Source organism: Streptomyces sp. NBC_00335 (genome assembly GCF_036127095.1).
Classification (GTDB): domain Bacteria; phylum Actinomycetota; class Actinomycetes; order Streptomycetales; family Streptomycetaceae; genus Streptomyces.
Genome location: NZ_CP108007.1, coordinates 37,774 through 60,695, shown reverse-complemented (window position 1 = coordinate 60,695; position 22,922 = coordinate 37,774). Strand labels below are relative to the sequence as shown.

23 protein-coding genes are annotated in these 22,922 nt (G+C 72.1%); 3 read left to right on the top strand and 20 right to left on the bottom strand.

Annotated elements, in window-relative coordinates; translation table 11 throughout:
- Positions 1-81: 81 nt before the first annotated feature.
- Positions 82-1,164, top strand: coding sequence for a histidinol-phosphate transaminase (hisC, locus tag OHA37_RS39795; RefSeq protein ID WP_266914296.1), 1,083 nt, complete (start codon positions 82-84; stop codon positions 1,162-1,164).
- 29 nt (positions 1,165-1,193) lie between these two features.
- Here the strand turns inward: hisC and OHA37_RS39790 are convergent, their stop codons facing one another.
- The 4 genes from OHA37_RS39790 to OHA37_RS39775 form a co-directional block, all read right to left on the bottom strand.
- A complete protein-coding gene (locus OHA37_RS39790; protein ID WP_266914294.1) occupies positions 1,194-1,628 on the bottom strand; it encodes a YdeI/OmpD-associated family protein in 435 nt (144 codons plus the stop codon).
- Positions 1,629-1,740: 112 nt separating this feature from the next.
- Complete coding sequence (locus OHA37_RS39785; protein WP_266914292.1) at positions 1,741-2,154, bottom strand: VOC family protein; 414 nt, start codon at positions 2,152-2,154, stop codon at positions 1,741-1,743.
- A gap of 52 nt (positions 2,155-2,206) precedes the next feature.
- Positions 2,207-2,728 (bottom strand): helix-turn-helix transcriptional regulator, encoded by a 522-nt coding sequence (locus tag OHA37_RS39780; RefSeq protein WP_266914290.1) that lies wholly within the window; start codon positions 2,726-2,728, stop codon positions 2,207-2,209.
- Positions 2,729-2,749: 21 nt separating this feature from the next.
- Entirely contained in the window at positions 2,750-3,160 is a 411-nt protein-coding gene (locus OHA37_RS39775) for a VOC family protein (protein ID WP_266914288.1), read from the bottom strand.
- A gap of 271 nt (positions 3,161-3,431) precedes the next feature.
- Between OHA37_RS39775 and OHA37_RS39770 the strand changes: the two genes are divergently transcribed.
- Positions 3,432-4,265, top strand: coding sequence for an NAD(P)H-binding protein (locus OHA37_RS39770; RefSeq protein WP_266914286.1), 834 nt, complete (start codon positions 3,432-3,434; stop codon positions 4,263-4,265).
- A gap of 115 nt (positions 4,266-4,380) precedes the next feature.
- The gene (locus tag OHA37_RS39765) at positions 4,381-4,953 is read left to right on the top strand and encodes a dihydrofolate reductase family protein (protein ID WP_266914284.1); all 573 of its coding nucleotides are present in this window, start codon (positions 4,381-4,383) and stop codon (positions 4,951-4,953) included.
- Positions 4,954-5,028: 75 nt separating this feature from the next.
- Here OHA37_RS39765 and aroA read toward each other — a convergent pair whose 3' ends face one another.
- The 16 genes from aroA to OHA37_RS39685 form a co-directional block, all read right to left on the bottom strand.
- Positions 5,029-6,306 (bottom strand): 3-phosphoshikimate 1-carboxyvinyltransferase, encoded by a 1,278-nt coding sequence (gene aroA, locus OHA37_RS39760; RefSeq protein ID WP_266914282.1) that lies wholly within the window; start codon positions 6,304-6,306, stop codon positions 5,029-5,031.
- Positions 6,303-8,504: a transketolase gene (gene tkt / locus OHA37_RS39755; RefSeq protein ID WP_266914280.1), complete on the bottom strand. Its 2,202-nt coding sequence runs from the start codon at positions 8,502-8,504 to the stop codon at positions 6,303-6,305. Before tkt ends, aroA begins: the two co-directional genes overlap by 4 nt.
- The gene (locus OHA37_RS39750) at positions 8,501-8,785 is read right to left on the bottom strand and encodes a hypothetical protein (protein ID WP_266914278.1); all 285 of its coding nucleotides are present in this window, start codon (positions 8,783-8,785) and stop codon (positions 8,501-8,503) included. The genes tkt and OHA37_RS39750 overlap by 4 nt, the downstream gene beginning before the upstream one ends.
- On the bottom strand, positions 8,782-9,843 hold the full coding sequence (aroB, locus tag OHA37_RS39745) for a 3-dehydroquinate synthase (protein WP_328694625.1): 1,062 nt from the start codon (positions 9,841-9,843) through the stop codon (positions 8,782-8,784). Before aroB ends, OHA37_RS39750 begins: the two co-directional genes overlap by 4 nt.
- A gap of 26 nt (positions 9,844-9,869) precedes the next feature.
- The gene (aroC, locus tag OHA37_RS39740; RefSeq protein ID WP_266914274.1) at positions 9,870-11,057 is read right to left on the bottom strand and encodes a chorismate synthase; all 1,188 of its coding nucleotides are present in this window, start codon (positions 11,055-11,057) and stop codon (positions 9,870-9,872) included.
- A 190-nt stretch (positions 11,058-11,247) separates the two neighbouring features.
- Positions 11,248-12,372, bottom strand: coding sequence for a prephenate dehydrogenase (locus tag OHA37_RS39735; protein WP_266914629.1), 1,125 nt, complete (start codon positions 12,370-12,372; stop codon positions 11,248-11,250).
- Positions 12,372-12,749: a chorismate mutase gene (aroH, locus tag OHA37_RS39730; RefSeq protein WP_266914272.1), complete on the bottom strand. Its 378-nt coding sequence runs from the start codon at positions 12,747-12,749 to the stop codon at positions 12,372-12,374. The genes OHA37_RS39735 and aroH overlap by 1 nt, the downstream gene beginning before the upstream one ends.
- A gap of 48 nt (positions 12,750-12,797) precedes the next feature.
- On the bottom strand, positions 12,798-14,189 hold the full coding sequence (locus OHA37_RS39725) for a class II 3-deoxy-7-phosphoheptulonate synthase (protein ID WP_266914270.1): 1,392 nt from the start codon (positions 14,187-14,189) through the stop codon (positions 12,798-12,800).
- 156 nt (positions 14,190-14,345) lie between these two features.
- Positions 14,346-15,623 (bottom strand): multidrug effflux MFS transporter, encoded by a 1,278-nt coding sequence (locus tag OHA37_RS39720; RefSeq protein WP_266914268.1) that lies wholly within the window; start codon positions 15,621-15,623, stop codon positions 14,346-14,348.
- Between the two features lie 29 nt (positions 15,624-15,652).
- Positions 15,653-16,300, bottom strand: a complete 648-nt coding sequence (locus tag OHA37_RS39715; protein ID WP_266914266.1) for an NAD(P)-dependent oxidoreductase — start codon at positions 16,298-16,300, stop codon at positions 15,653-15,655.
- A gap of 65 nt (positions 16,301-16,365) precedes the next feature.
- Positions 16,366-17,178, bottom strand: coding sequence for a class II aldolase/adducin family protein (locus tag OHA37_RS39710; protein ID WP_266914264.1), 813 nt, complete (start codon positions 17,176-17,178; stop codon positions 16,366-16,368).
- 106 nt (positions 17,179-17,284) lie between these two features.
- A complete protein-coding gene (locus OHA37_RS39705) occupies positions 17,285-18,829 on the bottom strand; it encodes an FAD/NAD(P)-binding protein (protein WP_266914262.1) in 1,545 nt (514 codons plus the stop codon).
- A 174-nt stretch (positions 18,830-19,003) separates the two neighbouring features.
- Entirely contained in the window at positions 19,004-20,053 is a 1,050-nt protein-coding gene (locus OHA37_RS39700) for a hypothetical protein (protein ID WP_266914260.1), read from the bottom strand.
- Positions 20,050-20,547, bottom strand: coding sequence for a flavin reductase family protein (locus tag OHA37_RS39695; protein ID WP_266914258.1), 498 nt, complete (start codon positions 20,545-20,547; stop codon positions 20,050-20,052). Before OHA37_RS39695 ends, OHA37_RS39700 begins: the two co-directional genes overlap by 4 nt.
- A gap of 80 nt (positions 20,548-20,627) precedes the next feature.
- The gene (locus OHA37_RS39690; protein WP_266914256.1) at positions 20,628-22,166 is read right to left on the bottom strand and encodes a 4-hydroxyphenylacetate 3-hydroxylase family protein; all 1,539 of its coding nucleotides are present in this window, start codon (positions 22,164-22,166) and stop codon (positions 20,628-20,630) included.
- Positions 22,167-22,506: 340 nt separating this feature from the next.
- The gene (locus OHA37_RS39685) at positions 22,507-22,785 is read right to left on the bottom strand and encodes a LysR family transcriptional regulator (RefSeq protein ID WP_266914254.1); all 279 of its coding nucleotides are present in this window, start codon (positions 22,783-22,785) and stop codon (positions 22,507-22,509) included.
- Between the last annotated feature and the right edge of the window lie 137 nt (positions 22,786-22,922).

Here is a 22,922-nt window from a genome sequence, read left to right as displayed (position 1 = left end):
CCCCGTCGGCGCGGCCGGACGGTGTTGTACGCCCAGCCCGGCACCCGCCCCTCCCGGAGCCCCACACTTAAGGATTGCGCCATGCCCGATGCCGGTCCGGACACGACCTTCCCCCGACTGCGCGCCGACGTCTCGACGCTCCCCGCGTACGTGCCGGGACGCGCGGCCCGCGACGAGTTCGTCGACAAGCTCTCCTCGAACGAGAACCCGTACCCGCCCCTGCCCTCCGTGGTCGCCGCGGTCGAGACCTGGCTGGGCCGCCTCAACCGCTACCCCGACCCCGGCGCGGCCGAGCTCATCGCGGAACTCTCCGGGCGCCTCGGCGTACCCGCCGACCACCTCGTACTGGGCACCGGCTCGGTCGGCATCACCCAGCACCTGGTCGCCGCCGCCGCGGGCCCCGGCGACGAGGTCGTCTTCGCCTGGCGCTCCTTCGAGGCCTACCCGCTGCTGGCCTGGGCCGCCGGAGCCACCTCCGTCCAGGTCCCGCTGCGCGACGAGACCCACGACCTGGACGCCCTGGCCGACGCGGTCACCGACCGCACCCGCCTGATCTTCGTCTGCAACCCGAACAACCCCACCGGCACCGCCGTCCGCCGCGCCGAACTGGAACGCTTCCTGGACCGCGTTCCTCCCGAGGTCCTGGTCGTCATCGACGAGGCCTACCGCGAGTTCGTCGACCCCGCCGACGACATCCCCGACGGCGTCGACCTCTACCGGGACCGCCCCAACGTCGCCGTCCTGCGCACCTTCTCCAAGGCCTACGGACTGGCCGCGCTCCGCGTCGGCTACGCGGTGGCCCACCCCCGGGTCACGGCCGCCCTGCGCGCCTGCTCCGTCCCCCTCGGCGTGAGCGGCCCCGCCCAGGCCGCCGCCCTGGCCTCCCTGCGCGCCACGGAGGAACTCCGCGAGCGCGTGGCCGACCTGATCGCGGAACGCGACCGCGTCAGCGCCACCCTGCGCGCGGAGGGCTACGAAGTCCCCGACAGCCACGCCAACTTCGTCTGGCTGCGCCTCGGCTCCCGCACCGCCTACTTCGCCGACGCCTGCGAGGCGGCCGGCCTGATGGTCCGCCCCTTCGGCGACGAGGGCGTCCGCATCACGATCGGCTCCCCGGACGCGAACGACCGCCTCCTGAAAACGGCCTCCCACTGGAACCAGTGACCCCGGCCCGAGCCACGGCTGTACGGCCATCAGCCGCGCAGGGCGGCGATGGCCTTCTCGATGCGCCGCAGGCGCGTGTCGGGCTTCTTCGCGCTCTCGATGGCGCGCACGTGCTCGCGCTTGCGGCTGTACGTCAGGTTGTCGTACGCGGCGCGGGCGGCCGGGTCCTCGTCCAGAGCCCGGGCGAAGTCCGCGGGCTCGACCACGACGCGCGGCTCGGTGTCGAGTTCCAGCTCCACCTCGACCTCCTCGCCGATCTCTACGCCGGCGGCCTCCCGGTTGGCATGGCTGAGGCCGATCAGGTGGCGGCCGCGCAGCAGGGCGAGCCGGCTCTGCCAGGAATGCCCGCCCACCGTGATCCGCACCGGCGGCCGCGCGCCGCCGCCGAGCTCTGCCACCACCTCGGACGGAACTTCGAGACCCCGCATGGGCTCGGGCGGCTCGACGTGGGACCGGAACCTCATGAGCTTCTCCTGTTCGTCCTGTTCGTTCTGTTCGTCCTGCCGGCCAGAACCGTCCGGGACGGCGGGGGCACGCGCCCCGCCGTCCCGGACGGCCGTCAGACAAGGGCCGCGGCTACTCCGCGTAGGGCTGGTCGGTTCCCTGGTCGCTGTAGCCGAGGCTCCATATGTAGCCCTCCGGGTCGGCGAAGGTGGCACCGTACCCGCCCCACGGCAGGGCGGCGGCGGGCTTGAGGACCGTGGCGCCGGCCTTCACGGCCTCCGCCAGGATCTCGTCGACCCGCGCCTCGCTGCGGACGACGTAGGTCAGAACCAGCCCGCTGAAGCCGCTGCCCTCCTGGTCCGTGCCCACCTGGCCGGCCAGGCCTTCGCGGCTGTAGAAGCCGACCGGCGAGGCGCCGTCCGACTCGAAGAACACCGAGATGCCGAAGTCGCTCTGGACCTTCCAGCCGAGCCCCTCGGTGTAGAACTGCTTGGCCCGGTCCATGTCCCGGACACCAAGAAGGATCGAGCTGACGTGCGCCTTCATGTCGTGCTCCTCGCGCTGTGAACGGATGCGGTGATCGCGGTTGCTGTGACCATCACGCTAGGGCCTGGGGCGTGGCCGGCGCTTCTCGATTCCTGACCGGTCTGGAGACCTGCTTCGCCACGCACGCCGGCATCCCCTCCACCTTGATCGCCGGCCCCGCACCGCGGGCCGTACCCGCGGCGCCGCCATGGCCGGACGCCGCGTCCGCCGCCTGGCGCCGGAAGGCCCCCGGGGGCATGCCGACCAGCTCGGTGAAGCGGGTGGTGAACGTTCCCAGCGAGGCGCAGCCGACCGCGAAGCAGACCTCGGTGACGCTGAGGTCGCCCCGCCGCAGCAGCGCCGTGGCCCGCTCGATGCGGCGCGTCATCAGGTACGCGTACGGGGACTCGCCGTACGCGGCCCGGAACTGCCGGCTCAGGTGCCCCGCGGACATGTTCACATCGTGTGCGAGCGCTTCGACGTTGAGCGGCTGCGCGTACTCCCTGTCGATCCGGTCGCGGACGCGGCGCAGCCGTGCGAGATCCTCCAGGCGCTGCGCCTGGACGCGTGCGCGCCGCCATTCGGGCTTACACATCGGAGCCCTCCCTTCCCCGGCTCACCGCAGCTCCTGGATGCGGACCAGGTTGCCCGCGGGGTCGCGGAACGCACAGTCGCGGATGCCGTACGGCTGCTCGGTCGGCTCCTGCACGACCTCGGTGTCACCGGCCTGTGCCTTCTCGAACGTGGCGTCGAGGTCCGGGGTGGCCAGCAGGATCCAGCCGTAGGTGCCCTTGGCCATCATCTCGGTGATCGTGCGGCGCTCGTCCTCGGTGATGCCGGGATCGGAGGCGGGCGGCGTCAGGAGGATCGACGTGCCCGGCTGACCGGGCGGGCCGACCGTGATCCAGCGCATCTTGCCCTGCCCGGCATCGCTGCGGACCTCGAAGCCGAGTACGTCGCGGTAGAAGGCGAGGGACGCGTCCGGGTCCTCGTGCGGAAGGGACGTCGTGTGAATGGTGATGTCCATGGTGAGCAGGCTAGGACCGCGCCCCGAACCGCGCTTCTCGATTCCTGATCGGTGTGGACATCCCAGGACGTTCACAGCCATGTCGCGGACGCCTCACGGGCGTCGCGGGCATGCCGCGGGCACGGCGCGGGCACGTCGCGGGCACGCCAGGCGAGAACTCCCAAGCAATCGCGACCAGTTGAGGACAGTACCTGTCCTCAAGGCCTCCTAGAGTCTGTAGTGCCGCCCCGAACGGGCCACGGCCGCACCGCGAAAGCCAAGGGAGAAGCTCATGATCCTCGTCACTGGAGCCACCGGAATCGTCGGCCGCCTCGTGCTGGACCTGCTGATCGAGGACGGCCACGGCGTGCGGGCCCTGACCCGCGATCCGCAGCGCTCGGTGTGGCCGGCCGAGGCCGACGTCGTCGCCGGCGACCTCTCCGACCCCGTGTCGCTGGAGGCGGCGCTGTCCGGGGTCGACACGGTGTTCCTGTTCGCGGCGCCGGGCAGCGGGCCGGTCTTCGTCGCCGCCGCGGAGCGGGCCGGGGTGCGCAAGGTGGTGCTGCTGTCCTCCGGCGCGGTCGACGACGCCGCCGAGGTCCAGGACGGGCCGATCGCCGCCTACCACGCCGAGGTCGAGCAGGCCCTGCGCGCCTCCGGCCTGGAGTGGACCTTCCTGCGCCCGGACGCGTTCGCCGCCAACACCCTGATGTGGGCCGGGCAGACCAAGTCCGGAGACGTGGTGCGCGGCGCCTACGCCGGGGCGGCCTCCGCGCCGGTGCACGAGGCCGACATCGCCGCCGTGGCCGTGGCGGCCCTGACCGGGGACGGGCACGGGGGCCGCGTCTACGAGCTGACCGGGCCCGAGTCGCTGACCCACGCCGACCAGGCCCGGATCCTCGGCGAGGCGATCGGCCGGCCGATCGAGTACGCCGAGCTGCCCGCCGAGACGGTCCGGCAGGCGATGAGTGCCCACGTCCCGGGCCCGGTCCTCGACGGGATCCTCAAGGTCTGGTCGCAGGCGGTCGGCCGGGTCGCGCCGACCACCACCGACATCGAGAAGGTCACCGGCCGCCCGGCGCTCAGCTACCGCGCCTGGGTCCTCGACCACGCGGCCGCCTTCTGAACCACGAAAAGTTTCGCGGGGACCGATGAGTTTTCCGGCGGCCGGCGGTCTTGAATGGTGAAAGGCGCGCCGCCCGAGGGCCCGCCACGAGATCACGAGATACCGAGGATCCCCGATGCGCACCCTGATCAGCACCGCCTTCGTCTCCCTGGACGGCGTCGTGGAGGCCCCCGGCGGCGAGCCCGGGTACCGGAACTCCGGCTGGACCTTCAAGGACGTGGAGTTCCTGCCCGAGGCGTTCGAGATCAAGGGCCGAGAGCAGAAGGAGGCCTCCGCGATGCTGCTGGGCCGCACCAGCTACGAGGCGTTCAGCCCGGTGTGGCCCGCGATGGAGGACTTCGCCGACTACAAGGTGATGCCGAAGTACGTCGTCTCCACCACCCTCACCGAGGACGACCTGGTGTCCGACTGGGGCGACACGACGATCCTGCGCACCCTCGACGAGGTCGCCGCGCTGAAGGAGACCGAGGGCGGCCCGATCATCGTGCACGGCAGCGCCACCCTGAACCGGGCCCTCTCCGACGCCGGCCTGATCGACCGTTACCACCTGCTCGTCTTCCCGCTGCTGCTCGGTGCGGGCAAGCGCCTCTTCAGCGCCACCGACAAGGACGCGCAGAAGCTGAAGCTCGTCGAGCACGCGGCCTACGCCAACGGCCTGCAGCTGAACGTCTTCGACGTCGTCCGCTGACCCGCACGACCCCGGCCCGCACCCCGGCCCCGGGAGCGGGAGCGGCGCCCCCACAGGGGCGCCGCTCCGCGCGTCTCAGCCGAACAGCCGGCGCAGCTCCTCGTGGAACCCGGGGAAGGTCTTGGCCACGCAGGCCGGGTCGTCGAGGGTGATGCCGGCGGCGCGCAGGCCCAGTACCGAGAAGGACATCGCGATGCGGTGGTCCCGCCGGCAGTCGATCGTCGCCGGGGCGGGCGCGCCCGGGTGGACGGTGATGCGGTCCGGTCCCTCCTCGACCCGGATGCCCAGCGCGCGCAGGTTCTGCGCGACGGCGGCGATCCGGTCGGACTCCTTCAGCCGGGCGTGCGCGATGCCCGTGATGGTGACCGGGGCGTCCGCGAGCGGGGCGATCGCGGCCATCGTCATGAAGGTGTCCGAGATGTCACCCATGTCGACGGTGAATCCGCCGCGCAGCGCGCCGGCACCCGTGACTTCGGTCCACTCCGCGGTCCTGGTGACCCGGGCCCCGGCCTTGGCCAGCACCTCCACGAAGGCGGTGTCGCCCTGCAGGCTGCCGGAACCCAGCGCCCGGACCCGTACGGTGCGCCCGGTGACGGCCGCCGCCGCGAAGAAGTACGAGGCGGTCGAGGCGTCCGGCTCGATGTCGAGGTCGGTGGGCCGGTACCCGCCCGGGTGGACCGTGATCGTGCTGCCCTCCTCCTCGACCCGGGCACCGAAGTGCCGCATGAGGGCCAGGGTCATGTCCACGTACGGACGGCTGACCAGCCGCGGCACGTCCACCGTGAGCGGTCCGCCCATCAGCGGGGCGGCCATCAGCAGCCCGGAGAGGTACTGGCTGCTGAGCCCGGAATCCAGCTCGATGCGGCCGCCGCCCAGCCCCCGCGCGATAAGGGTGAAGGGCAGGCCCGTGCCGCGCACCTTCACGCCGAGCCCGGTGAGCGCCTCCAGCAGCGGCCGCAGCGGGCGCGCCCGCAACTGGTCGGAGCCGTCGAAGGCGATCTCCCCGTGCCCGGTGGCCGCGAAGGGCGGCAGGAAGCGCGCCGCGGTGCCGGCGTCGGCGCACCAGACCCGGCCGGGGCCGGCCGGTCCGGCGCCGCGCCCGGTGACCTCCCAGACCTCGCCGGAGCCGTCGCCGTAGCCGGAGCCGTCCCCGTACCCGTAGCCGCTGTCGCCGATGTCGCGCACCCCGGTGCCCAGGTCCGTCAGCGCGGCCCGGAAGGCGAGGGTGTCGTCGCTGACCAGGGGCGCGCCGAGGCGGCTGCGGCCGGGGGCGGCGGCCGCGAGGAGCAGCGCCCGGTTGGTGATGCTCTTGGAGCCGGGGATCCGGGCCTCCAGCACGGTGACGGCGCTCATCGGTCCGCTGCCTTGCGCTGGGACCGCTGGGACCCCTGGGACCCCTGAGACCGCTGCGCCCGCTCGAAGCTCGCGCGGGCCGCCGCGGCGACCTTCGGCGCGGTCAGGCCGTGGAGTTCGTACAGCGACTGGTACGGGGCGGAGGCGCCGAAGGAGTCGATGCCGAGCGAGGTGCCGGCCGCGCCGACCAAGGCGTACCAGCCGAGGCTGGAGCCCGCCTCCACCGAGACCCGGGCGGCCACGCCGGCGGGGAGCACCTCCTCGCGGTACTCCTCCTCCTGCGCCTGGAACCACTCCAGGCAGGGCATGGACACGACGCGGGTGGCGAGGCCCCCGTCCTGGAGGATGCGGCGGGCGTCGAGGGCGATGGGCACCTCGCTGCCGGTGGCGATGAGGATGACCTCGGGGCTCCTGCTCCCGCCCCCGGCCCCGGCCTCGGCCTCGGCCTCGGCCAGGACGTAGCCGCCGCGTGCAGCGCCCTCGGCGGGGGACAGCCCGCTCTCCTCGGTGCGCTCCAGCACGGGCAGGTTCTGCCGGGACAGGCACAGGCCCGCCGGGCGGTCGTCGTTCTCCAGGATGGTGCGCCAGGCCACGACGGTCTCGTTCGCGTCGGCGGGCCGGACCACGTCCAGGCCCGGGATGGCGCGCAGCGACCAGAGGTGCTCGATCGGCTGGTGGGTGGGGCCGTCCTCGCCGAGTCCGATGGAGTCGTGGGTCCAGACGTAGGTGACGGGCAGCTTCATCATGGCCGCGAGACGGACGGCCGGGCGCATGTAGTCGGAGAAGACGAGGAAGGTGCCGCCGTAGGGCCTGGTTCCGCCATGCAGGGCGATGCCGTTGAGGACGGCGCCCATGGCGTGCTCGCGGATGCCGAAGTGCAGGGTCCGCCCGTACCGGTGGCCGGAGTACGCATCCGTCGACAACTCCTCCGGGATGAAGGAGGGTTCGCCCTTCATGGTGGTGAGGTTGGACTCGGCGAGGTCCGCGGAGCCGCCCCACAGTTCGGGCAGTACGCCGGCCAGCGCGTTCAGCACCTCGCCCGAGGCCTTGCGGGTGGCCATCTGGCCGCCCCCGGAGAACACGGGCAGGCTCTCCTGCCAGCCCTCGGGCAGCCGGCGCTCGGAGAGCCGGTCGAAGAGCTCGGCGCGCTCGGGGTTCAGGGCGCGCCAGTCGGCGAGGGTCTTGTCCCACTGGCGGTGGGCCTCGGCGCCGCGGTCGGCGACCCGGCGGGCGTGGTCCAGTACTTCGGCGGGGACCTGGAAGGAGAGCGAGGGGTCGAGGCCCATCGCCGCCTTGGCGGCCGCGGCCTCCTCCGCGCCGAGGGCCGATCCGTGGATGCCGCCGGTATTGCGCTTCTTCGGCGCGGGCCAGCCGATGATCGTGCGCAGCGATACGAGCGAGGGCCGGTCGGTGGTTTCGCGGGCGGTGGTGAGCGCCCGGTGCAGGGCCGGCACGTCCTCGGTGTACTCGGTGGCCTCCCCCGTGGCCGTCCAGTCGACCTCCTGCACGTGCCAGCCGTACGCCCGGTAGCGGGCGAGGGTGTCCTCGGAGTGCGCGATCTGCCGGTCGTCCTCGATGGAGATGCGGTTCTCGTCGTAGAGGACGACGAGGTTGCCCAGCCGCTGGTGGCCGGCCAGCGAGCTGGCCTCGTGCGCGACGCCCTCCTCCAGGTCGCCCTCGGAGGCGATGGCCCAGACGGTGTGGTCGAAGGGGGAGGCGCCGGGGGCGGCCTCCGGGTCGAACAGTCCGCGCTCGCGGCGGGCCGCCATGGCCATGCCGACCGCGTTGGCGAGGCCCTGGCCGAGGGGGCCCGTGGTGGTCTCCACGCCCGGGGTGTGCCCGTACTCGGGGTGCGCGGGGGTCAGACTGCCCTCGGTGCGCAGGCCCTTGAGGTCGTCGAGGGTGAGCCCGTAGCCCGACAGGTAGAGCTGCGTGTAGAGGGTCAGGCTGGCGTGGCCGCAGGAGAGCACGAACCGGTCGCGGCCGGCCCAGCGCGGGTCCCGGGGGTCGTGGCGCAGCAGCCGCTGGAAGAGCAGGTAGGCGGCCGGGGCGAGGCTCATGGCGGTGCCGGGGTGTCCGTGTCCGGCCGCCTCGACCGCGTCCACGGTCAGGGCGCGGGCGACCTCGACGGCCCGGCGGTCGGCGTCCTCCCAGAGCAGGGCGGACGCGGGGCCCTGCGGGGCGGTGGCGACGGTCATGACGGGCCTTCCTGTTCGGGGGATTCGGCGGGTACGAGTGCTCTGGCCGGTCCGGGCACCCAGGCGCGCAGGGGTGCTCCGGCCCGGGCGGGGACCGCGGTGCCCAGCAGGACCGGAACCGCGACGGCGTTCCCCGCGCGGGCCGGGAACGCCGCCCGGGCACGGGCCGCGCCGGGCTGCGGGAGCGGGGCAGCAAGGGGCACCCGCACGGTCGTGTCCGCTTCGCCGTGGGCGCGGCGGATCGCGCGGGCGCGGGCGTAGCGGACTCCGGGCCGGATCACCGGGCGAGCCGTTCGTAGGCGGCGGCGAGGAGCGCCTCGTCCGGTGCGGTGAGCAGGGCGGGACGGCCGATGGCGTCGAGCACGACGAACCGCAGGCGGCTGCCCCGGGTCTTCTTGTCGATGCCCATCGCGTCGCGCAGCGGGGCCCAGGCTCCGCCGTGGGTGGTGGGCAGGCCGGCGGCGGCGAGGAGGGCGCGGTGGCGCTCGGTGTCGGCGGCGGACAGCCGGCCGTCGAGCCGGGCGAGTTCGGCGGCGAAGACCATGCCGGCGGCGACCGCGTGGCCGTGCCGGACCCGGTAGCCGGAGACCCGCTCGATGGCGTGGCCCAGGGTGTGGCCGTAGTTGAGGTGCTCGCGGCGGCCGTCCTCCCGGAAGTCCTCGGTGACGACCTCCGACTTGACGCGGATGGCCCGCTCCACGAGCTCCCGGGTGTGGACGGCGCCGGCGGGGTCCTCCTCGACCAGGCGCAGGATCTCCGGGTCGGCGATGAACCCGGCCTTGATGACCTCGGCGAGGCCGCTGGCGTAGTCGGCGGGCGGCAGGGTGGCCAGCAGGTCCAGGTCGCACAGCACCCCGGCGGGCGGGTGGAAGGCGCCGACGAGGTTCTTGCCCTGGGGCAGGTTGACGGCGGTCTTCCCGCCGATGGCGGCGTCGACCATGCCCAGCAGGGTGGTCGGCACGAGGACGAGGCGTACGCCGCGCAGCCAGCCGGCGGCGGCGAACCCGGCGAGGTCGGTGGTGGCGCCGCCGCCGACGGCCACGATGGCGTCGGAGCGGGTGAAGCCGGCGTCCGCGAGGGCCCGCCACAGGCCCACCACCACGGTCATGTCCTTGGCGGCTTCGCCCTCGGGCACTTCGAGGGAGACCACGATGCGTCCCTCGTGGTCGAGTTCCCGGGCGATCCGCCGGGCCGTGGCCAGCAGCGTGCGGGAGTGCACGACGGCCACCCGCAGCGGTTCGGAGCCCAGGACGCGGCCGGTCTCGCCGGTCAGCCCGTGGCCCACGACGGCCTCGTACGGGCGGTCCCCGCCGACCGGTATCCGGGTGCTCCCCGCCAGGATCGGCGTGTTCAGCGTCGGGGCGCTCACCGGACGGCCAGGTTCTCGAGGTAGCCCCGGTGGTTGCGGGCGGTCTCGGCGAGGGAGTCCCCGCCGAACTTCTCCAGTGCGGCGTGCGCGAGGACCAGCGCCGTCATCGCCTCGGCCACGACGGCCGCGGCGGGCACCGCGCAGACGTCGGAGCGCTGGTGGTGGGCGACGGCGGGTTCGCCGGTGGCGACGTCGATGGTGGCCAGGGCGCGCGGCACGGTGGCGATGGGCTTCATGGCGGCGCGCACCCGCAGGGGTTCGCCGGTGGTCATGCCGCCCTCGACCCCGCCGGAGCGGGCGGTGCGGCGGCGGACGGCCCCCTCCTCGTCCCGCTCGATCTCGTCGTGGGCGAGGGAGCCGGGGACCTTGGCGAGGCCGAAGCCGTCGCCGAACTCGACGCCCTTGATGGCCTGGATGCCCATGAGGGCGGCCGCGAGCCGGGAGTCGATGCGCCGGTCGCCGTGGACGTAGCTGCCCAGGCCCGGCGGAAGTCCGTACGCGAGCACCTCGACGACTCCGCCGAGGGTGTCGCCGTTCTCGTGGGCCCGGTCGACCTCGGCGACCATCGCGGCGGAGGCCTCCGGGTCCAGGCAGCGCACCGGGTCGGCATCCACGCGCTCGGTGTCCTCGGGCCCCGGCACCACGCCGTCGGGGGCGGCGGCCGCGCCGAGCGAGACGACGTGGCTGACGATCGTGATCCCGTACGCCTGCTGGAGGAAGGCCCGGGCGACCTCGCCGACGGCGACGCGGGCGGCGGTCTCGCGGGCGCTGGCCCGCTCCAGTACCGGCCGGGCGTCGTCGAAGCCGTACTTCTGCATCCCGGCGAGGTCGGCGTGGCCCGGGCGGGGGCGCGAGAGCGGGGCGTTGCGCGCCCGGCCGGCCAGCACCTCCGGGTCGACGCCGTCGGCGGCCATCACCGTCTGCCACTTGGGCCATTCGGTGTTGCCGACCTGGATCGACACGGGTCCGCCCTGGGTGAGGCCGTGGCGGACGCCGCCGAGGAAGGTCACCTCGTCCCGCTCGAAGGCCATCCGGGCGCCCCGGCCGTGGCCGAGGCGGCGTCGGGCGAGGGAGTCGGCGACCGCCTTGGTGGAGATCTCCACCCCGGCGGGCAGGCCTTCGAGGACGGCGGTGAGCGCGGGGCCGTGCGATTCGCCCGCGGTGAGCCATCGCAAAGTACTCAAGGGTGATCCTCTGTCGTGCGGCGTGGTGGGCCGGCTGGTGGGCGGTCGGACCCGGCCGGTGGGGCGGCCGGGTCCCCCGTAGAGGGGGCGGAGGACGGGAGGGTCTTACGGGATCCGCGGACGCGGGGAGGGCCTGTACGGGGATCCGCGGACGCAGGGAGGGCCCGTACGGGAATCCGCGGACGCGGGGTCAGACTCCGACGGCCACCGGCGGAGCCTCGATCGGCCCCATCCGCTGGACCCGCCAGCCCGCGCTCATCAGGCCCTGGGACACGGTCACCGCGGTCCCGCGGGCGACCATCAGCTCGACCAGGCCGCTCTCGTCGCCGGGCGAGTGGTCGATGGTCATGTCCTCGATGTTGACGCCGATTTCGGCGGCGTTCGCGAGGAGCCGGGCGAGTTCGCCGGGCTGGTCCCCGATCAGGACCCGGACCGGCGCGCAGGCGGGTACCGGATGTCCGTGCTTGCCGGGGATGCGGTCGCGGCCGCTGAGGCCGCGGCCGAGGAGGTCGGCCAGGAGCGTGGTGCCCTGGGCGCGTTCGTCGGCGTCGTCGGTGGCCAGGCCCCGCAGGGCGGACACGGTGACCTGGAGGTCCTCGGCGAGTTCGGTCAGCACGTCGGCGACGGCGGTGGCGTTGGACTCCAGGATGTCGCTCCACAGCCGGGGGTCTCCCCCGGCGATCCGGGTCACGTCGCGCAGACCCTGCCCGGCGAGCCGGCAGGCGTCCTCCGGGAGGTGCTGGAGGCGGGCGGCCATCAGCGAGGCCACCACGTGCGGGGTGTGGGAGACGCGGGCCACGGCCCGGTCGTGGACGTCGCTGTCCATGACGACGGGCACCGCCCCGCACAGCGAGACCATCATGAGCGCCATGTTGAGCGCGTCGCGGCTGGTGTGGGCCGTGGGGGTCAGCACCCAGGAACGGCCCTCGAAGAGGGTGGCGCAGGCGGCGAGCGGGCCGGAGCGCTCCCGGCCGGCCATGGGATGTCCGCCGATGAAGCTGACGGGATCGGCGCCCGCGGCGAGGACCCCGATCTCCGGCTCGGTCTTGACGCTGGCGACGTCGGTGTACGAGCGGGCCAGGCCCAGCCTCTGCTGGACGGCGAGGACGGCACCGACCTGGGCCGGCGGGACGGCCAGTACGGCCAGGTCCACGGTGTTCTTCGGGGCGCCGAGGGTGCCGGCGCCGAGCGAGGCGGCGGTGCGGGCGGCCGAGTCGTTCTCGTCGATGAGGTGGACGGCCACCCCGCGGCGGGACAGGGCCAGGGCGATGGAGGTTCCGATGAGGCCCGTACCCACCACCGCGGCGGAGCGGATCATCTGGTATCTCCGGCGGTGACCAGGTCCCGGCGCAGGGCGGCCGCACCGCCCAGGTAGACGTGCTTGATCTCGCGCTTGGACAGCTCCGTCTCGGCGTACGCGAGGATCCGCACGACCCGGGGCAGGGACCCGGCGATGTCCAGTTCCTGCGCGCACATCATCGGCACGTCGGTCACGCCCAGATCGCGGGCGGCGACCGCCGGGAACTCGCTGACCAGGTCCGGGGTCGCCGTGAAGAACAGGCTGACCAGCTCCTCCTGGTCGAGCCCGTTGGCGGCGAGCATCTCCTGGAACAGCGTTCGGACCCCGTCCAGCAGGTGGCCCCGCTCGTCGACTTCCAGCTGGATGGCACCGCGCAGGGCACGCACGGACATGGGCTTCTCCCTTTGCTTCAGGACGGAACGTCGATCGGTCGCTCGGGATCAGGCGGCGGCCGGTACGGCTTCGCGGCGGGCAGCGGCGACCGCCTGCCGGTCGCGGTACAGCTCGGCGACCCGGAAGGCCAGGTCGAGCGACTGCTCGCGGTTCAGGCGCGGGTCGCACGCGGACTCGTAGCGCTGCCCGAGGTCGGCGAGCCGGACCTCGGCGCCGCCTCCGACGCATTCGGTGACGTCGTCGCCGGTCAGCTCGATGTGGATGCCGCCGGGGTGGGTGCCGAGCGTGCGGTGGACCTCGAAGAAGCCGGTGACCTCGTCGAGCACGTCGTCGAAGTGGCGGGTCTTGTGGCCGCTGGGCGCCTCGAAGGTGTTGCCGTGCATCGGGTCGCAGATCCACGCGGGGCGCGCGCCCTCGGCGGTGACCTTGCCGATGAGCTCGGGGAGGATCTCGCGGACGTTGCGGGCGCCCATCCGGGTGATGAAGGTGAGGCGGCCGGGCTCGCGCTGCGGGTCCAGCTTGTCGATGAGGCGCAGGGCCTCGTCGGCGGAGGTCGTGGGGCCGAGCTTGACGCCGATGGGGTTCTGCACGCTGGAGGCGAACTCGACGTGGGCGCCGTCCAGTTGACGGGTGCGCTCACCGATCCAGATCATGTGGCCGGAGACGTCGTAGAGCCGGCCGGTACGGGCGTCGACGCGGGTGAGCGCGGCCTCGTAGTCCAGGAGCAGTGCCTCGTGGCTGGCGAAGATCTCGGAGGAGTGGACGGCGGCCGGGTCGGCGCCGCAGGCGGCGAGGAAGGTCAGGGCGTCGTCGATGTCCCCGGCGAGGCGCTCGTAGCGCTCTCCGACCGGGGAGGCGGCGACGAAGTCGCGGTTCCACTCGTGGACCTGGCGCAGGTCGGCGTAGCCGCCGGTGGTGAAGGCCCGTACGAGGTTCAGGGTGGCGGCGGAGGACTGGTACATCCGCTTGAGCCGCTCGGGGTCCGGGGTGCGGGACTCGGGAGTGAAGGCGAGGCCGTTGACGGAGTCTCCGCGGTAGACCGGCAGTTCCACACCGCCCTGGATCTCGGTGGGCTTGGAGCGCGGCTTGGAGTACTGCCCGGCGATCCGGCCGATCTTCACCACGGGTACGGAGCTCGCGTAGGTGAGGACGGCGGCCATCTGGAGCAGGGTGCGGACCTTGTCGCGGACCTGGTCGGAGCTGACGGCGTCGAAGGTCTCGGCGCAGTCCCCGCCCTGGAGGACGAAGGCCTCGCCCCGGGCGACGTCGGCGAGCCGGTCGCGCAGCCGGTCGCACTCGCCGGCGAAGACCAGGGGCGGGTAGGAGGCGAGGTCGTCGAGCGCGGAGCGCAGGGCGACCGGGTCGGGGTAGGACGGCTGCTGGGCGGCGGGCAGCAGCCGCCAGGAGTCGACGGCCGTGGCGTGCGTGGCGAGGGTCATGGTGGCTGTGCCTCGATCGGTTTCGGTGGAAAGGGAAGAGGTGTGGGCCTGTCGCCGCCCGGGATGGCGGCCCCGGGAGCCGGGGGTCCGTACGGTGGTGCGGCCGTACGGACCCCCGGTGGGCAATCCGTTGGGGGAGCCTGTCTCGCCAGGTGCCTAGGCCGGCTCGTGGACCTGGGTGGTCCGGGCCGAGGGCTCCTGCTCGCCGGGCGCCGGGGCGCCGGCTTCCTCGCCGGCGGCCTGGTGGCCCTTGGTGAGGCCGAAGAAGAGCAGACCGCCGACGCCGAGGACGGCGATGACGATGCCCATCGGCACCGCGCTGTCCTCGCCGGCGAGGCCGACGAGCGGGACCACGGCCGCGCCGATCAGGTGCTGGGACAGTCCCAGCAGCGCGGCGGCCGAACCGGCCACGTCACCGTGGTCCTGGAGGGCCAGCGCGAAGGAGTTCGGCAGGACCAGGCCGACGCTGGAGACGACCAGGAAGAGCGCGACGAGCAGCGGGGCCAGACCGGCGTCGGTGAGGACGACGGCGAGCAGCGCGAGGCCGCCGACCGCGGAGAGCGCCAGACCGGTGGCGAGCAGGGCGCGCGGGCCGGTCTTGTGCACGATGCGGCCGCTGACCTGCGCGGCGATGACCAGGCCGAGGGCGTTGACGCCGAAGACGACGCTGTAGCCCTGCGGGGACATCCCGTGGATGGACTGGAGCACGAAGGTCGAGCCGGAGATGTACGCGAACATCGCGGCGAAGGCGAAGCCGCAGGCCAGGTTGTAGCCGACGAACACGCGGTCGGACAGCAGCCGGCGGAAGATCGGGCCGGTGGCCTTGAGGCCGCCGCGCACGCGCCGTTCGGCGGGGTGCGTCTCGGGCAGTGCGCCGGCGACCCCGAAGAGCATCAGGGCGCCGATGACCGCGAGGGCGATGAAGATGCCCTTCCACGAGGTGACGAGCATCAGCTGGCCGCCGAGGATCGGGGCCAGGATCGGCGCGATGCCGGTGATGAGCATCAGCATCGCGAAGAACCGGGCCGCGGCGGGCCCGGTGTGCCGGTCGCGCACGACCGCGGAGGCGATGACGATGCCGGTGGCGCCGCCGAGGCCCTGGAGGGCGCGCAGCCCGACCAGCGTCCAGATGTTGGGGGCGAAGGCGCACAGCAGGGCGGTGACGGCGAACAGCGCAAGGCCCGCGATGAGCGGACGGCGGCGGCCGAGCGCGTCACTGACGGGCCCGGCGATGAGCTGGCCGATGCCGAGGCCGAGCAGGCAGGCGGTGAGGCTGAGCTGGGCCGCCGAGGCGCTGGTGTTCAGGTCCTCGGCGATCTGCGGGAGGCCCGGCATGTAGGCGTCGTTGGCCAGGGGGCCGAGAGCGGTGAGTGCACCGAGGATGATGGCGAACCGGACGATGCCGGCGCTCTTCGGTGTGGCGGATGAAGTCATGTTTCTGATCCCCTCCGGGGGACGCGGAATCAGTAGGCGACGGTGATGCGGGCCTGGATCGCGTCGCCGCGCTCCAGTACGTCCGCGAAGGCGACCGCGTAGTCAGCGATGCTGATCTGGCTCTTGCCTTCGGCGTCCACCAGGAGCTGCTCACCGCCGACGCGATAGGTCCCGGTGCGCTCACCGGGCTCGATCTGGGCGGCGGGGGAGATGAACGTCCAGTCCAGGGAGCCGGCCTGGCGGTAGAGGGCGAGCGCCTCGCTCTGGGCGAGGGCGTTCTGCTTCCACATGGCCGGGAAGTTCGGGTTGTCGATGACCTTGACGCCCGGGGAGACCTCCAGGCTGCCGGCGCCGCCGAGGACCACGACGCGGCGTACGCCGCTGCGGGTCAGGCCCTCGATGAGCGCGTTGGCCGCACCGACGATGATCTTGTGGTCGTCGTCGACGCCGAGCTTGGGGCCGACGGCCGAGGCGACGGCGTCGTAGCCCGCCGCGGACAGTTCGGCCACGGTGTCGGCGTTGGTGGCGTCACCGGCGATCACCTTCAGGCCTTCGTGGCTGTTGCCCGCGATCTCGCCGGTGCGGGTCACGCCGGTGACGGCGTGGCCGCGGGAGAGCAGTTCGCCCGCGATGGCGCTGCCGATGTGCCCGCTGGCTCCGAAAAGCAGGATGTTCATGGTGGTGCCTCTTCTTCCTCGGTGATTCATCGGGGGTGGTACCGGACGATGAGACGTCCCGCGGGCTAGTCCTCTTCGAGGAAGTCGGGCTGCTCGCGGACGATCTCGTCCCAGAGGAGCTGGAAGCTGAACCAGCCCAGCTGCTCGTCGCCGAAGCCGTCCCCAGCGGCGACGGCCTGTTCGTGGGTGAAGCTCTTGGGCGTGCCCGCCGCCCGGGCGAGCAGCTGCACCTGGGCGCAGCTGTCGTAGGTGAAGAACCAGTGCACGGCTTCGTCGAGCGATCCGCCGACGGTTATCAGGCCGTGGTGGCGCAGGAGGATCGCGCGGTTGTCGCCGAGCTTCTCCGCGATGTCGCGGCCGAGTTCGGCGGAGACCGAGGGGCCCTCGTACTCCTCGTAGAGGACCTGGCGGTTGTAGAAGGCGGAGGACTCCTGGTCGATGGGGTCCAGCAGGCGGCCCAGGGCGCCCAGCGCGCGGGAGTGCGCGGTGTGGCCGTGGGCGGCCGCCGTGGCGCCCGGCTGCATCTCGTGGATGGCCGAGTGGATGACGAAGGCACTGGGGTTGACCCGGTGCTTGCCCTCCACCACGTTGCCCGCGGAGTCGACGCAGATGAGGTCGCCGACGCGGACCAGGTTGAAGGAGACGCCGAAGGGGTTCACCCAGAACCGGTCCTCGTGCTCCGGGTCGCGGACCGAGATGTGGCCCGAGATGCCTTCACCGAAGCCGTACTTGCCGAAGAGCCGCAGCGCGGCGGCGAGCCGCTGCTTGCGGTGGCGGCGCGTCTCCTCGTGGGTGGCGAAGACCGGCTCGCCGGGGATCGGCAGGCCGGTGTGCGTGTCCGCCAGGTAGGCGGGCCGGTCGGTCTCGGTGACGCTCATGCTCGGGGGTCCTCATCTCCGGAATCTCCGGGTCGTCTTCCGGTGTCGGTACGGGTACGGGTGCGGGCGGCGGCCCGGCCGCGAGCGGGGCGGGCCCCGCCGGCGGCTAGACCGTGAGCAGGACGTCCTCGTTCTCCTGGGTCGCGGCCGTGACGGTCTCGGCGTGCTGCAGGATCGCGCCGACGATGTCCTGGCTCCGGTCGACCAGGGAGGGGATGCCGAAGGTGAAGAAGAGCGAGCCGGCGGCGATGTTGCCGAGCCCGTACAGGCGCGGGTCGGGCCGGCCGTTGGTGGTGAGCTGGCTGGTCGGACGCGCTATGTGCAGGCCGCCGTGGGGGTGGCGGCTGGCGACGCGGCTGCGCATCAGCGAAGTGACCAGGGGCGCGGCGCTGGTGGGGATGCGCCCCTCGGAGGCGTTGACCGCGCTGATGACGCGGTCGGCCGTGAACTCGTGTCCCTCGGCGGTGACGACGTCGAAGCCGGCCTCGGGGTTCGGGGTGATGTTCTGCAGTCCGGCGACGATCTCCAGCTTGTCCGCCTCGACGAGGTCGAGGAGGACTCCGGCGCTGCCGGGCGGCATGGGGCAGCACAGGCTCATGATCGTGCGGTAGTGGGCGCGCAGCAGCTGGACCTTGTCCTGTTCGCGCAGCATCGGCCAGACGTCGGGGCCGGTCTCGGGGACGGCGCGCTGGAGGATGCGCAGGCCCATGTGGGGGGAGTCGACCTCTTCGATCTGCCGGCGCAGCCGGTCGACCGGGTCCTCCAGGTCGACGCGGATGATCTCCGAGACCACCGCGTCGAGGTCGGCGCCGACATCGCGGAACTCGGCCCGCATGATGGTGGCGATGTCCTCGAGGGTGACCTCGGGGTGGATCGCGGCCAGCTCCTCCATCCGGTGCGGGGTGAAGTGACGCAGCTCGAAGGGGACCGCCTTCTGCCGCACCCCGGGCAGGACGCCGCGCCGGGACAGCAGGCTGATCTTGCCCTGGTGTCCCTGGGCGGCCAGCGACAGGATGATGTCGATGGCGGTCAGGCCGCTGCCGATGATCGCGACGTGCTCCCGCTCGCCGACGTCCGCCAGCTTGTTGACGATCGGGTACGGGTCGCCGACGAAGCCGGGGGTGCTGCCCAGACCGTAGACGTCCTTGGGGCTGTCGCCGCCGACGCACAGGATGGCGTAGTCGAAGGCACGCGCCCGGCCGTTGCCCGTGCGCAGCAGGACCCGGTTGGCGGCGCGGCTCGCGGAGGTGACGCCCTCGCCGACGAGGTCGACCCGCCAGCCCTGGCGGCGCAGTTCGCCGAGCGCGGCGTAGGCCGTCTGCTCCAGGTACTCGCCGTAGACGGTCCGGGGGGCGAAGCGGCTCCCGGACCAGCGGTCGACTCCGGTGCGGACCCCTATGACCTTGTCCCGCGTCTCCAGCCAGTTCTCGAAGTGCTGGAGGTCGCCGGCGCGCACGGACATGTCGTCGGGGGTCGCGTTGACCTTGAGGGTCTCGGTGTCGACCTGGTAGGCCCGCCCGCGCCACAGGTGCGGTGACGGTTCGAAGACCGTGAGGCTGCCCGGTTCGCTTTGTGTTCGCGACAACGCGTCGATCAAGCAGACTGCAGCCGCGCCTCCTCCGACGATACCGATCGAGAATCCACGGGACATGTGTCAGTCACCTATCAATTCGTGGAAGGCGCGGGGTCGTCGTGCGCCGGCCTTGCTGTCCGCGATCACGGTGGCCCTTTCCTCGCCTACTCCGGGGATTCAGTGGGAGCCGCCGGCCACCCCCGGTGCGGCGGGGGTGAAGCCGGTCGGCCGATGACTCGGTTCTGCTGCGACTCAGGAGGCGGAGTTCTTGAAGTTCTTCATCGAGACGGTGAAGTCCCCGCGGTTGGCCCGGTAGTCGATGCAGTACTCCTGCGGGTACCAGCCGGCTATCTGCCACTCCTGCGGCTGCTTGATCGGCCAGCAGCGGCTCGGGTTGACCCCGGCGGCTATGCCCTCGAACCAGGCCTTCGTGATCATCGGCTCGAGGAAGCTGATCTTGGCGTCGTAGGAGCCGTAGATGAAGGTCTGGGTGAAGGCGGTGGAGTGCCATTCGGGCGAGTTCATGTCGACCAGGTGGTTGCCCATGGCCGCCTCGGCCACGTTGTTGTTCACGTAGTCCGCCGGCAGGTACCGCGGGGGGACCGGCTTGATGGCCGTCGCGTAGTCGTCGCAGTTGATGGCCAGGCCACAGGGGCCGCTGCGGATCGCGTCGCGCTCCGCCTTGGACTGCGTGTAGAAGTGGAAGTCGAAGTGCGGGGTGTCGTAGATGTGCTCCGGCCCGTGGCCCATCGGGTTGTAGTTCAGCAGGGCCCACTTGAGCGGCATCCCGGGCAGCGCGGTCAGCTGCGAGGGCAGCTCCAGCGGGCGCTCGTGGCCGCCGACGCACTCGGTGTGCTCGTTGACCGTGCCGTTGCCGTCCATGTCGTAGCAGTGGTGGCCGTCGGTCATGGCGGTCGGCAGGCCGGTCAGCGTGTTCTTGGGGAAGACGAAGCCGACGGTCTGCGGGGTGGTGCCGTTGATCTGCGCGTACGTGCGCACGGTGCCGTTGCCGAGCGCGCTCGGGGCGCCGTACGAGGCACAGGGCCCCGCGTAGGAGAGCGTCTCCTGGAGCAGTACCTGCGAGGCCCACTGCGCGACCCTGACGGTGCGCTCGCGGGTCGGGGCGTCCCGGGTCACCAGGCAGACGGTCACCGGGCCCGAGGTGCGCGCCGCGGCCTGCGCGGTGGAATCCGTGGCCTGGGCCGGGTTGCCGGGCAGGATCAGCAGGGTCAGGGCTGATATGGCCAGCGCCGCTCCGAGGAACACCCGCCAGTTCAACAGCTTCTTCGCGCGCAACGTCACACCTGTTCCAGTTCGAATCTGTGGAATCCGCCCTGAAGGAAGATCAGGGGGGTCTGGGTCTCGCGGGCACCCATGGCGACGACTTCGCCGATGACCATCACGTGGTCACCCGCCACCACGTGGTCGCGCAGGCTGCACTCCATCCAGGCCGCCGCGTCGAACAGGAGCGTCCCGGTGGCCTCGCCCGGCGCTCCGGCCACCTCGGTCAGCGCCTGGTCGCGCTCGGGCCGCCGGCGCGCGAACGCGCGGGCGGTGGACTCGCCCTCGGCGCCGAGGATCGAGATCCCGACGACGCCGGTCCGCAGCAGCTCGGCGAAGAACTCCGAGTCGTGACGGAAGCTCAGGGACACCAGCGGCGGTTCCAGGGAGACGGAGGTGAGCGAGTTGACGGTGATCGCGTTGTGGGTGCGCACGCCGTCCTGGTCGGTGTAGGTGCTGACGACGCAGACCCCGGTGGCGAAGGAACGCATCACATCGCGCAGGTCGTGGTTCATGGCCGGGCCTCTCTGCTGGGCGCGGACGGGTGCGCGCGGCGCTTCGGCCGCGGGCACCCGTCCGTACGCGGGCTTGACGGTCAGTTCTCCTGGGCCCAGCGGCCGCGGGTCCAGCCGTCGAGGTCGTAGTCGTCCATGGCCCTCTGGACGAGGTCGCCGTAGTTGTCGAGCAGACCGGCTCCGCGCGACCAGTTCAGGGTGTCGAGGCGCACCTGGTCGGGACCGCCGGCGTAGTTGAGCTCGTACAGCTCGTGGCGGGCGCCGAACTCGGTGCCGATCGCGTCCCAGGCCAGCTTGAAGAGCTTGGTGCGCTCCTCGGCGGTGGCGCCGGTGCCGCGGTAGTAGCGGTCGAGCAGCGGACGCAGCTCCGGGTTCTGCAGGTCCTTGGCGCTGGAGGGGGTCATCAGCAGCGCGCCCGCGAGGTGCTCCTCGAAGAAGCGGTGCGTGCGCTCCCAGCTGAGCGGGGCGAGCGCCCGGTAGCCGGCCGAGTAGTCCATGCGCGGCAGTACGGTGCCGGCCGGGCCGGCCTCCGGGTCCAGGGCCATGGCGCTGGTGACGGCCCAGGTCTGGTGGCGCCAGGCGAGCAGCTCGCCGAGGCCGGCCTGGACGCCGCGGAAGCCGTCCGTGCCGTTGATGCGGGTGCCCTTGTCGAGGATGCCCGCCATGAACTCCAGCTTGACCGACATGCGGATCGCGCCCTGGAAGAAGCCGCGGGAGAGCAGGCCGGAGCGCGGGAAGTACTGGTGGATCTTCTCGGTGTCCCGGTAGATCAGGACGTTCTCCCACGGGATGAAGGCCTTGTCGAAGACCAGCACCGCGTCGTTCTCGTCGAACCGGCTGGAGAGCGGGTTGTCGAACGGGCTGGTGGCCTTGCCCTCGTAGGAGGTGCGGCAGACGACCTTCATGCCGGGGGTGTTCAGCGGGGCCATGAAGGCCAGCGCCATGTCCTCGGCCTTGCCGGCTTCCAGGTTGGCCAGGTGGATCTGACCGACGAAGGCGACGTTGCTCAGCGCCGAGGCGGTGGCCATGAGCTTGGCGCCCTCGACGACGATGCCGTCCCCGCGCTCCTCGACGACCTTGAGGTAGACGTCGCGGATCTCGTGCGCCGGCTTGTTGCGGTCGACGGGCGGGTTGACGATCGCGTGGCTGATCGACAGGCCCTGACGGGCGTACTTCTCGTACCAGGCGCGGGCGTTGTCGCCGAAGGGCTCGTAGAAGTCGTGGGTGACGGCCAGGCCGGCCATGAACGACGCCTTGTAGTCGGGCGTGCGGTTCATGAAGCCGTAGCTCAGGCGGGCCCAGTGCTCGATGGCGTCACGGGCCTTCATGAGGTCCTCGGGCGAGTGCGCCGGGGTGAAGAAGCGGTGGACGCGGTACCCCGTGTACCGGTCGACCGTCGTCATCAGGTCCTTGGTGTCGGGGTGGTGGAGCGCGTCGTAGAGGTGCGCGGTCGACCTCGCGGCGTTGGCGAAGGCCGGGTGCGTCGTCACGTCCTTGACGAGCTCACCGTCCACGAAGACCTGGCGGCCGTCACGCAGGCTCTCCAGGTAGGAGTCGCCCGTCATGAGGTCGTTCGGAGCCTCGTCGGCCGACTGATCCGTTATCGGGACCTGACCCATTTTGGTGTCCTCTCCAGGGGTAATACACGCGACCGCTGCCGGGCGCACAGTTCGATTGCCCCGAGCGTAGGCTCGGCCGCCGATCTGCTCTTGTTGGGCTGCGCACGGACAATTGCCCATCTACGCCAACCCTGGCGCCAACACGTTCCAAGAGGTACGTCAACAACGAGGCAGGGAAGCCTTGTCGACATGACCGAGAAGGTCCGGTCGCGCTTCTCAATATTGCGGAATGATGTATTCCGAGTCCTCGGAAATAGCTTCGGCCCGGCATCGATCCAGGTAATTCGGATACGCGGCCGGGCCGAATGGAAAAGAATTTCAGAAACCGTCCGGCGGCTGGTCAGGCAGCAGGACGGGTACTTCCGGCGGAGGCCGCGTCTATACAGGCGGCCTCGGCGATCAGGATGATCTTCTCTACGTGCGGCAACAGTCGCATGCCCGCCTCGGTGAGCTGGACCCGGCCGCCGGCGCGATGGAACAGCTCGGCCCCGATGTAGTCCTCGAGGTTCTTGATGTGGGCGGTGACGCTGGGCTGCGAGTAGTGGAGGTTGCGAGCGGCGCGAGTGAAGCTCATCTCGGCGGCTACTTCACGGAACGAGCGTAACTGCTGGAACTGCACGGCAGGGGCTCCCTTCTGCGAGACTCAGAGCCTCGGAGGATAGGAACATACCACGGTGCAGGTATAACTGCAGTGTGAGGATTCGCGCCTCCCCCTCCCGCACGACTGCGGACATACCTGTGGCCATGCCCGCAGGG

Coding starts and splice junctions, on each gene's coding strand:
- hisC (WP_266914296.1), top strand. CDS start 82: ATGCCCGATGCCGGTCCGGACACGACCTTCCCCCGACTGCGCGCCGAC.
- OHA37_RS39790 (WP_266914294.1), bottom strand. CDS start 1,628: ATGAGGTTCCGGTCCCACGTCGAGCCGCCCGAGCCCATGCGGGGTCTC.
- OHA37_RS39785 (WP_266914292.1), bottom strand. CDS start 2,154: ATGAAGGCGCACGTCAGCTCGATCCTTCTTGGTGTCCGGGACATGGAC.
- OHA37_RS39780 (WP_266914290.1), bottom strand. CDS start 2,728: ATGTGTAAGCCCGAATGGCGGCGCGCACGCGTCCAGGCGCAGCGCCTG.
- OHA37_RS39775 (WP_266914288.1), bottom strand. CDS start 3,160: ATGGACATCACCATTCACACGACGTCCCTTCCGCACGAGGACCCGGAC.
- OHA37_RS39770 (WP_266914286.1), top strand. CDS start 3,432: ATGATCCTCGTCACTGGAGCCACCGGAATCGTCGGCCGCCTCGTGCTG.
- OHA37_RS39765 (WP_266914284.1), top strand. CDS start 4,381: ATGCGCACCCTGATCAGCACCGCCTTCGTCTCCCTGGACGGCGTCGTG.
- aroA (WP_266914282.1), bottom strand. CDS start 6,306: ATGAGCGCCGTCACCGTGCTGGAGGCCCGGATCCCCGGCTCCAAGAGC.
- tkt (WP_266914280.1), bottom strand. CDS start 8,504: ATGACCGTCGCCACCGCCCCGCAGGGCCCCGCGTCCGCCCTGCTCTGG.
- aroH (WP_266914272.1), bottom strand. CDS start 12,749: ATGTCCGTGCGTGCCCTGCGCGGTGCCATCCAGCTGGAAGTCGACGAG.
- OHA37_RS39725 (WP_266914270.1), bottom strand. CDS start 14,189: ATGACCCTCGCCACGCACGCCACGGCCGTCGACTCCTGGCGGCTGCTG.
- OHA37_RS39720 (WP_266914268.1), bottom strand. CDS start 15,623: ATGACTTCATCCGCCACACCGAAGAGCGCCGGCATCGTCCGGTTCGCC.
- OHA37_RS39715 (WP_266914266.1), bottom strand. CDS start 16,300: ATGAACATCCTGCTTTTCGGAGCCAGCGGGCACATCGGCAGCGCCATC.
- OHA37_RS39710 (WP_266914264.1), bottom strand. CDS start 17,178: ATGAGCGTCACCGAGACCGACCGGCCCGCCTACCTGGCGGACACGCAC.
- OHA37_RS39705 (WP_266914262.1), bottom strand. CDS start 18,829: ATGTCCCGTGGATTCTCGATCGGTATCGTCGGAGGAGGCGCGGCTGCA.
- OHA37_RS39695 (WP_266914258.1), bottom strand. CDS start 20,547: ATGAACCACGACCTGCGCGATGTGATGCGTTCCTTCGCCACCGGGGTC.
- OHA37_RS39690 (WP_266914256.1), bottom strand. CDS start 22,166: ATGGGTCAGGTCCCGATAACGGATCAGTCGGCCGACGAGGCTCCGAAC.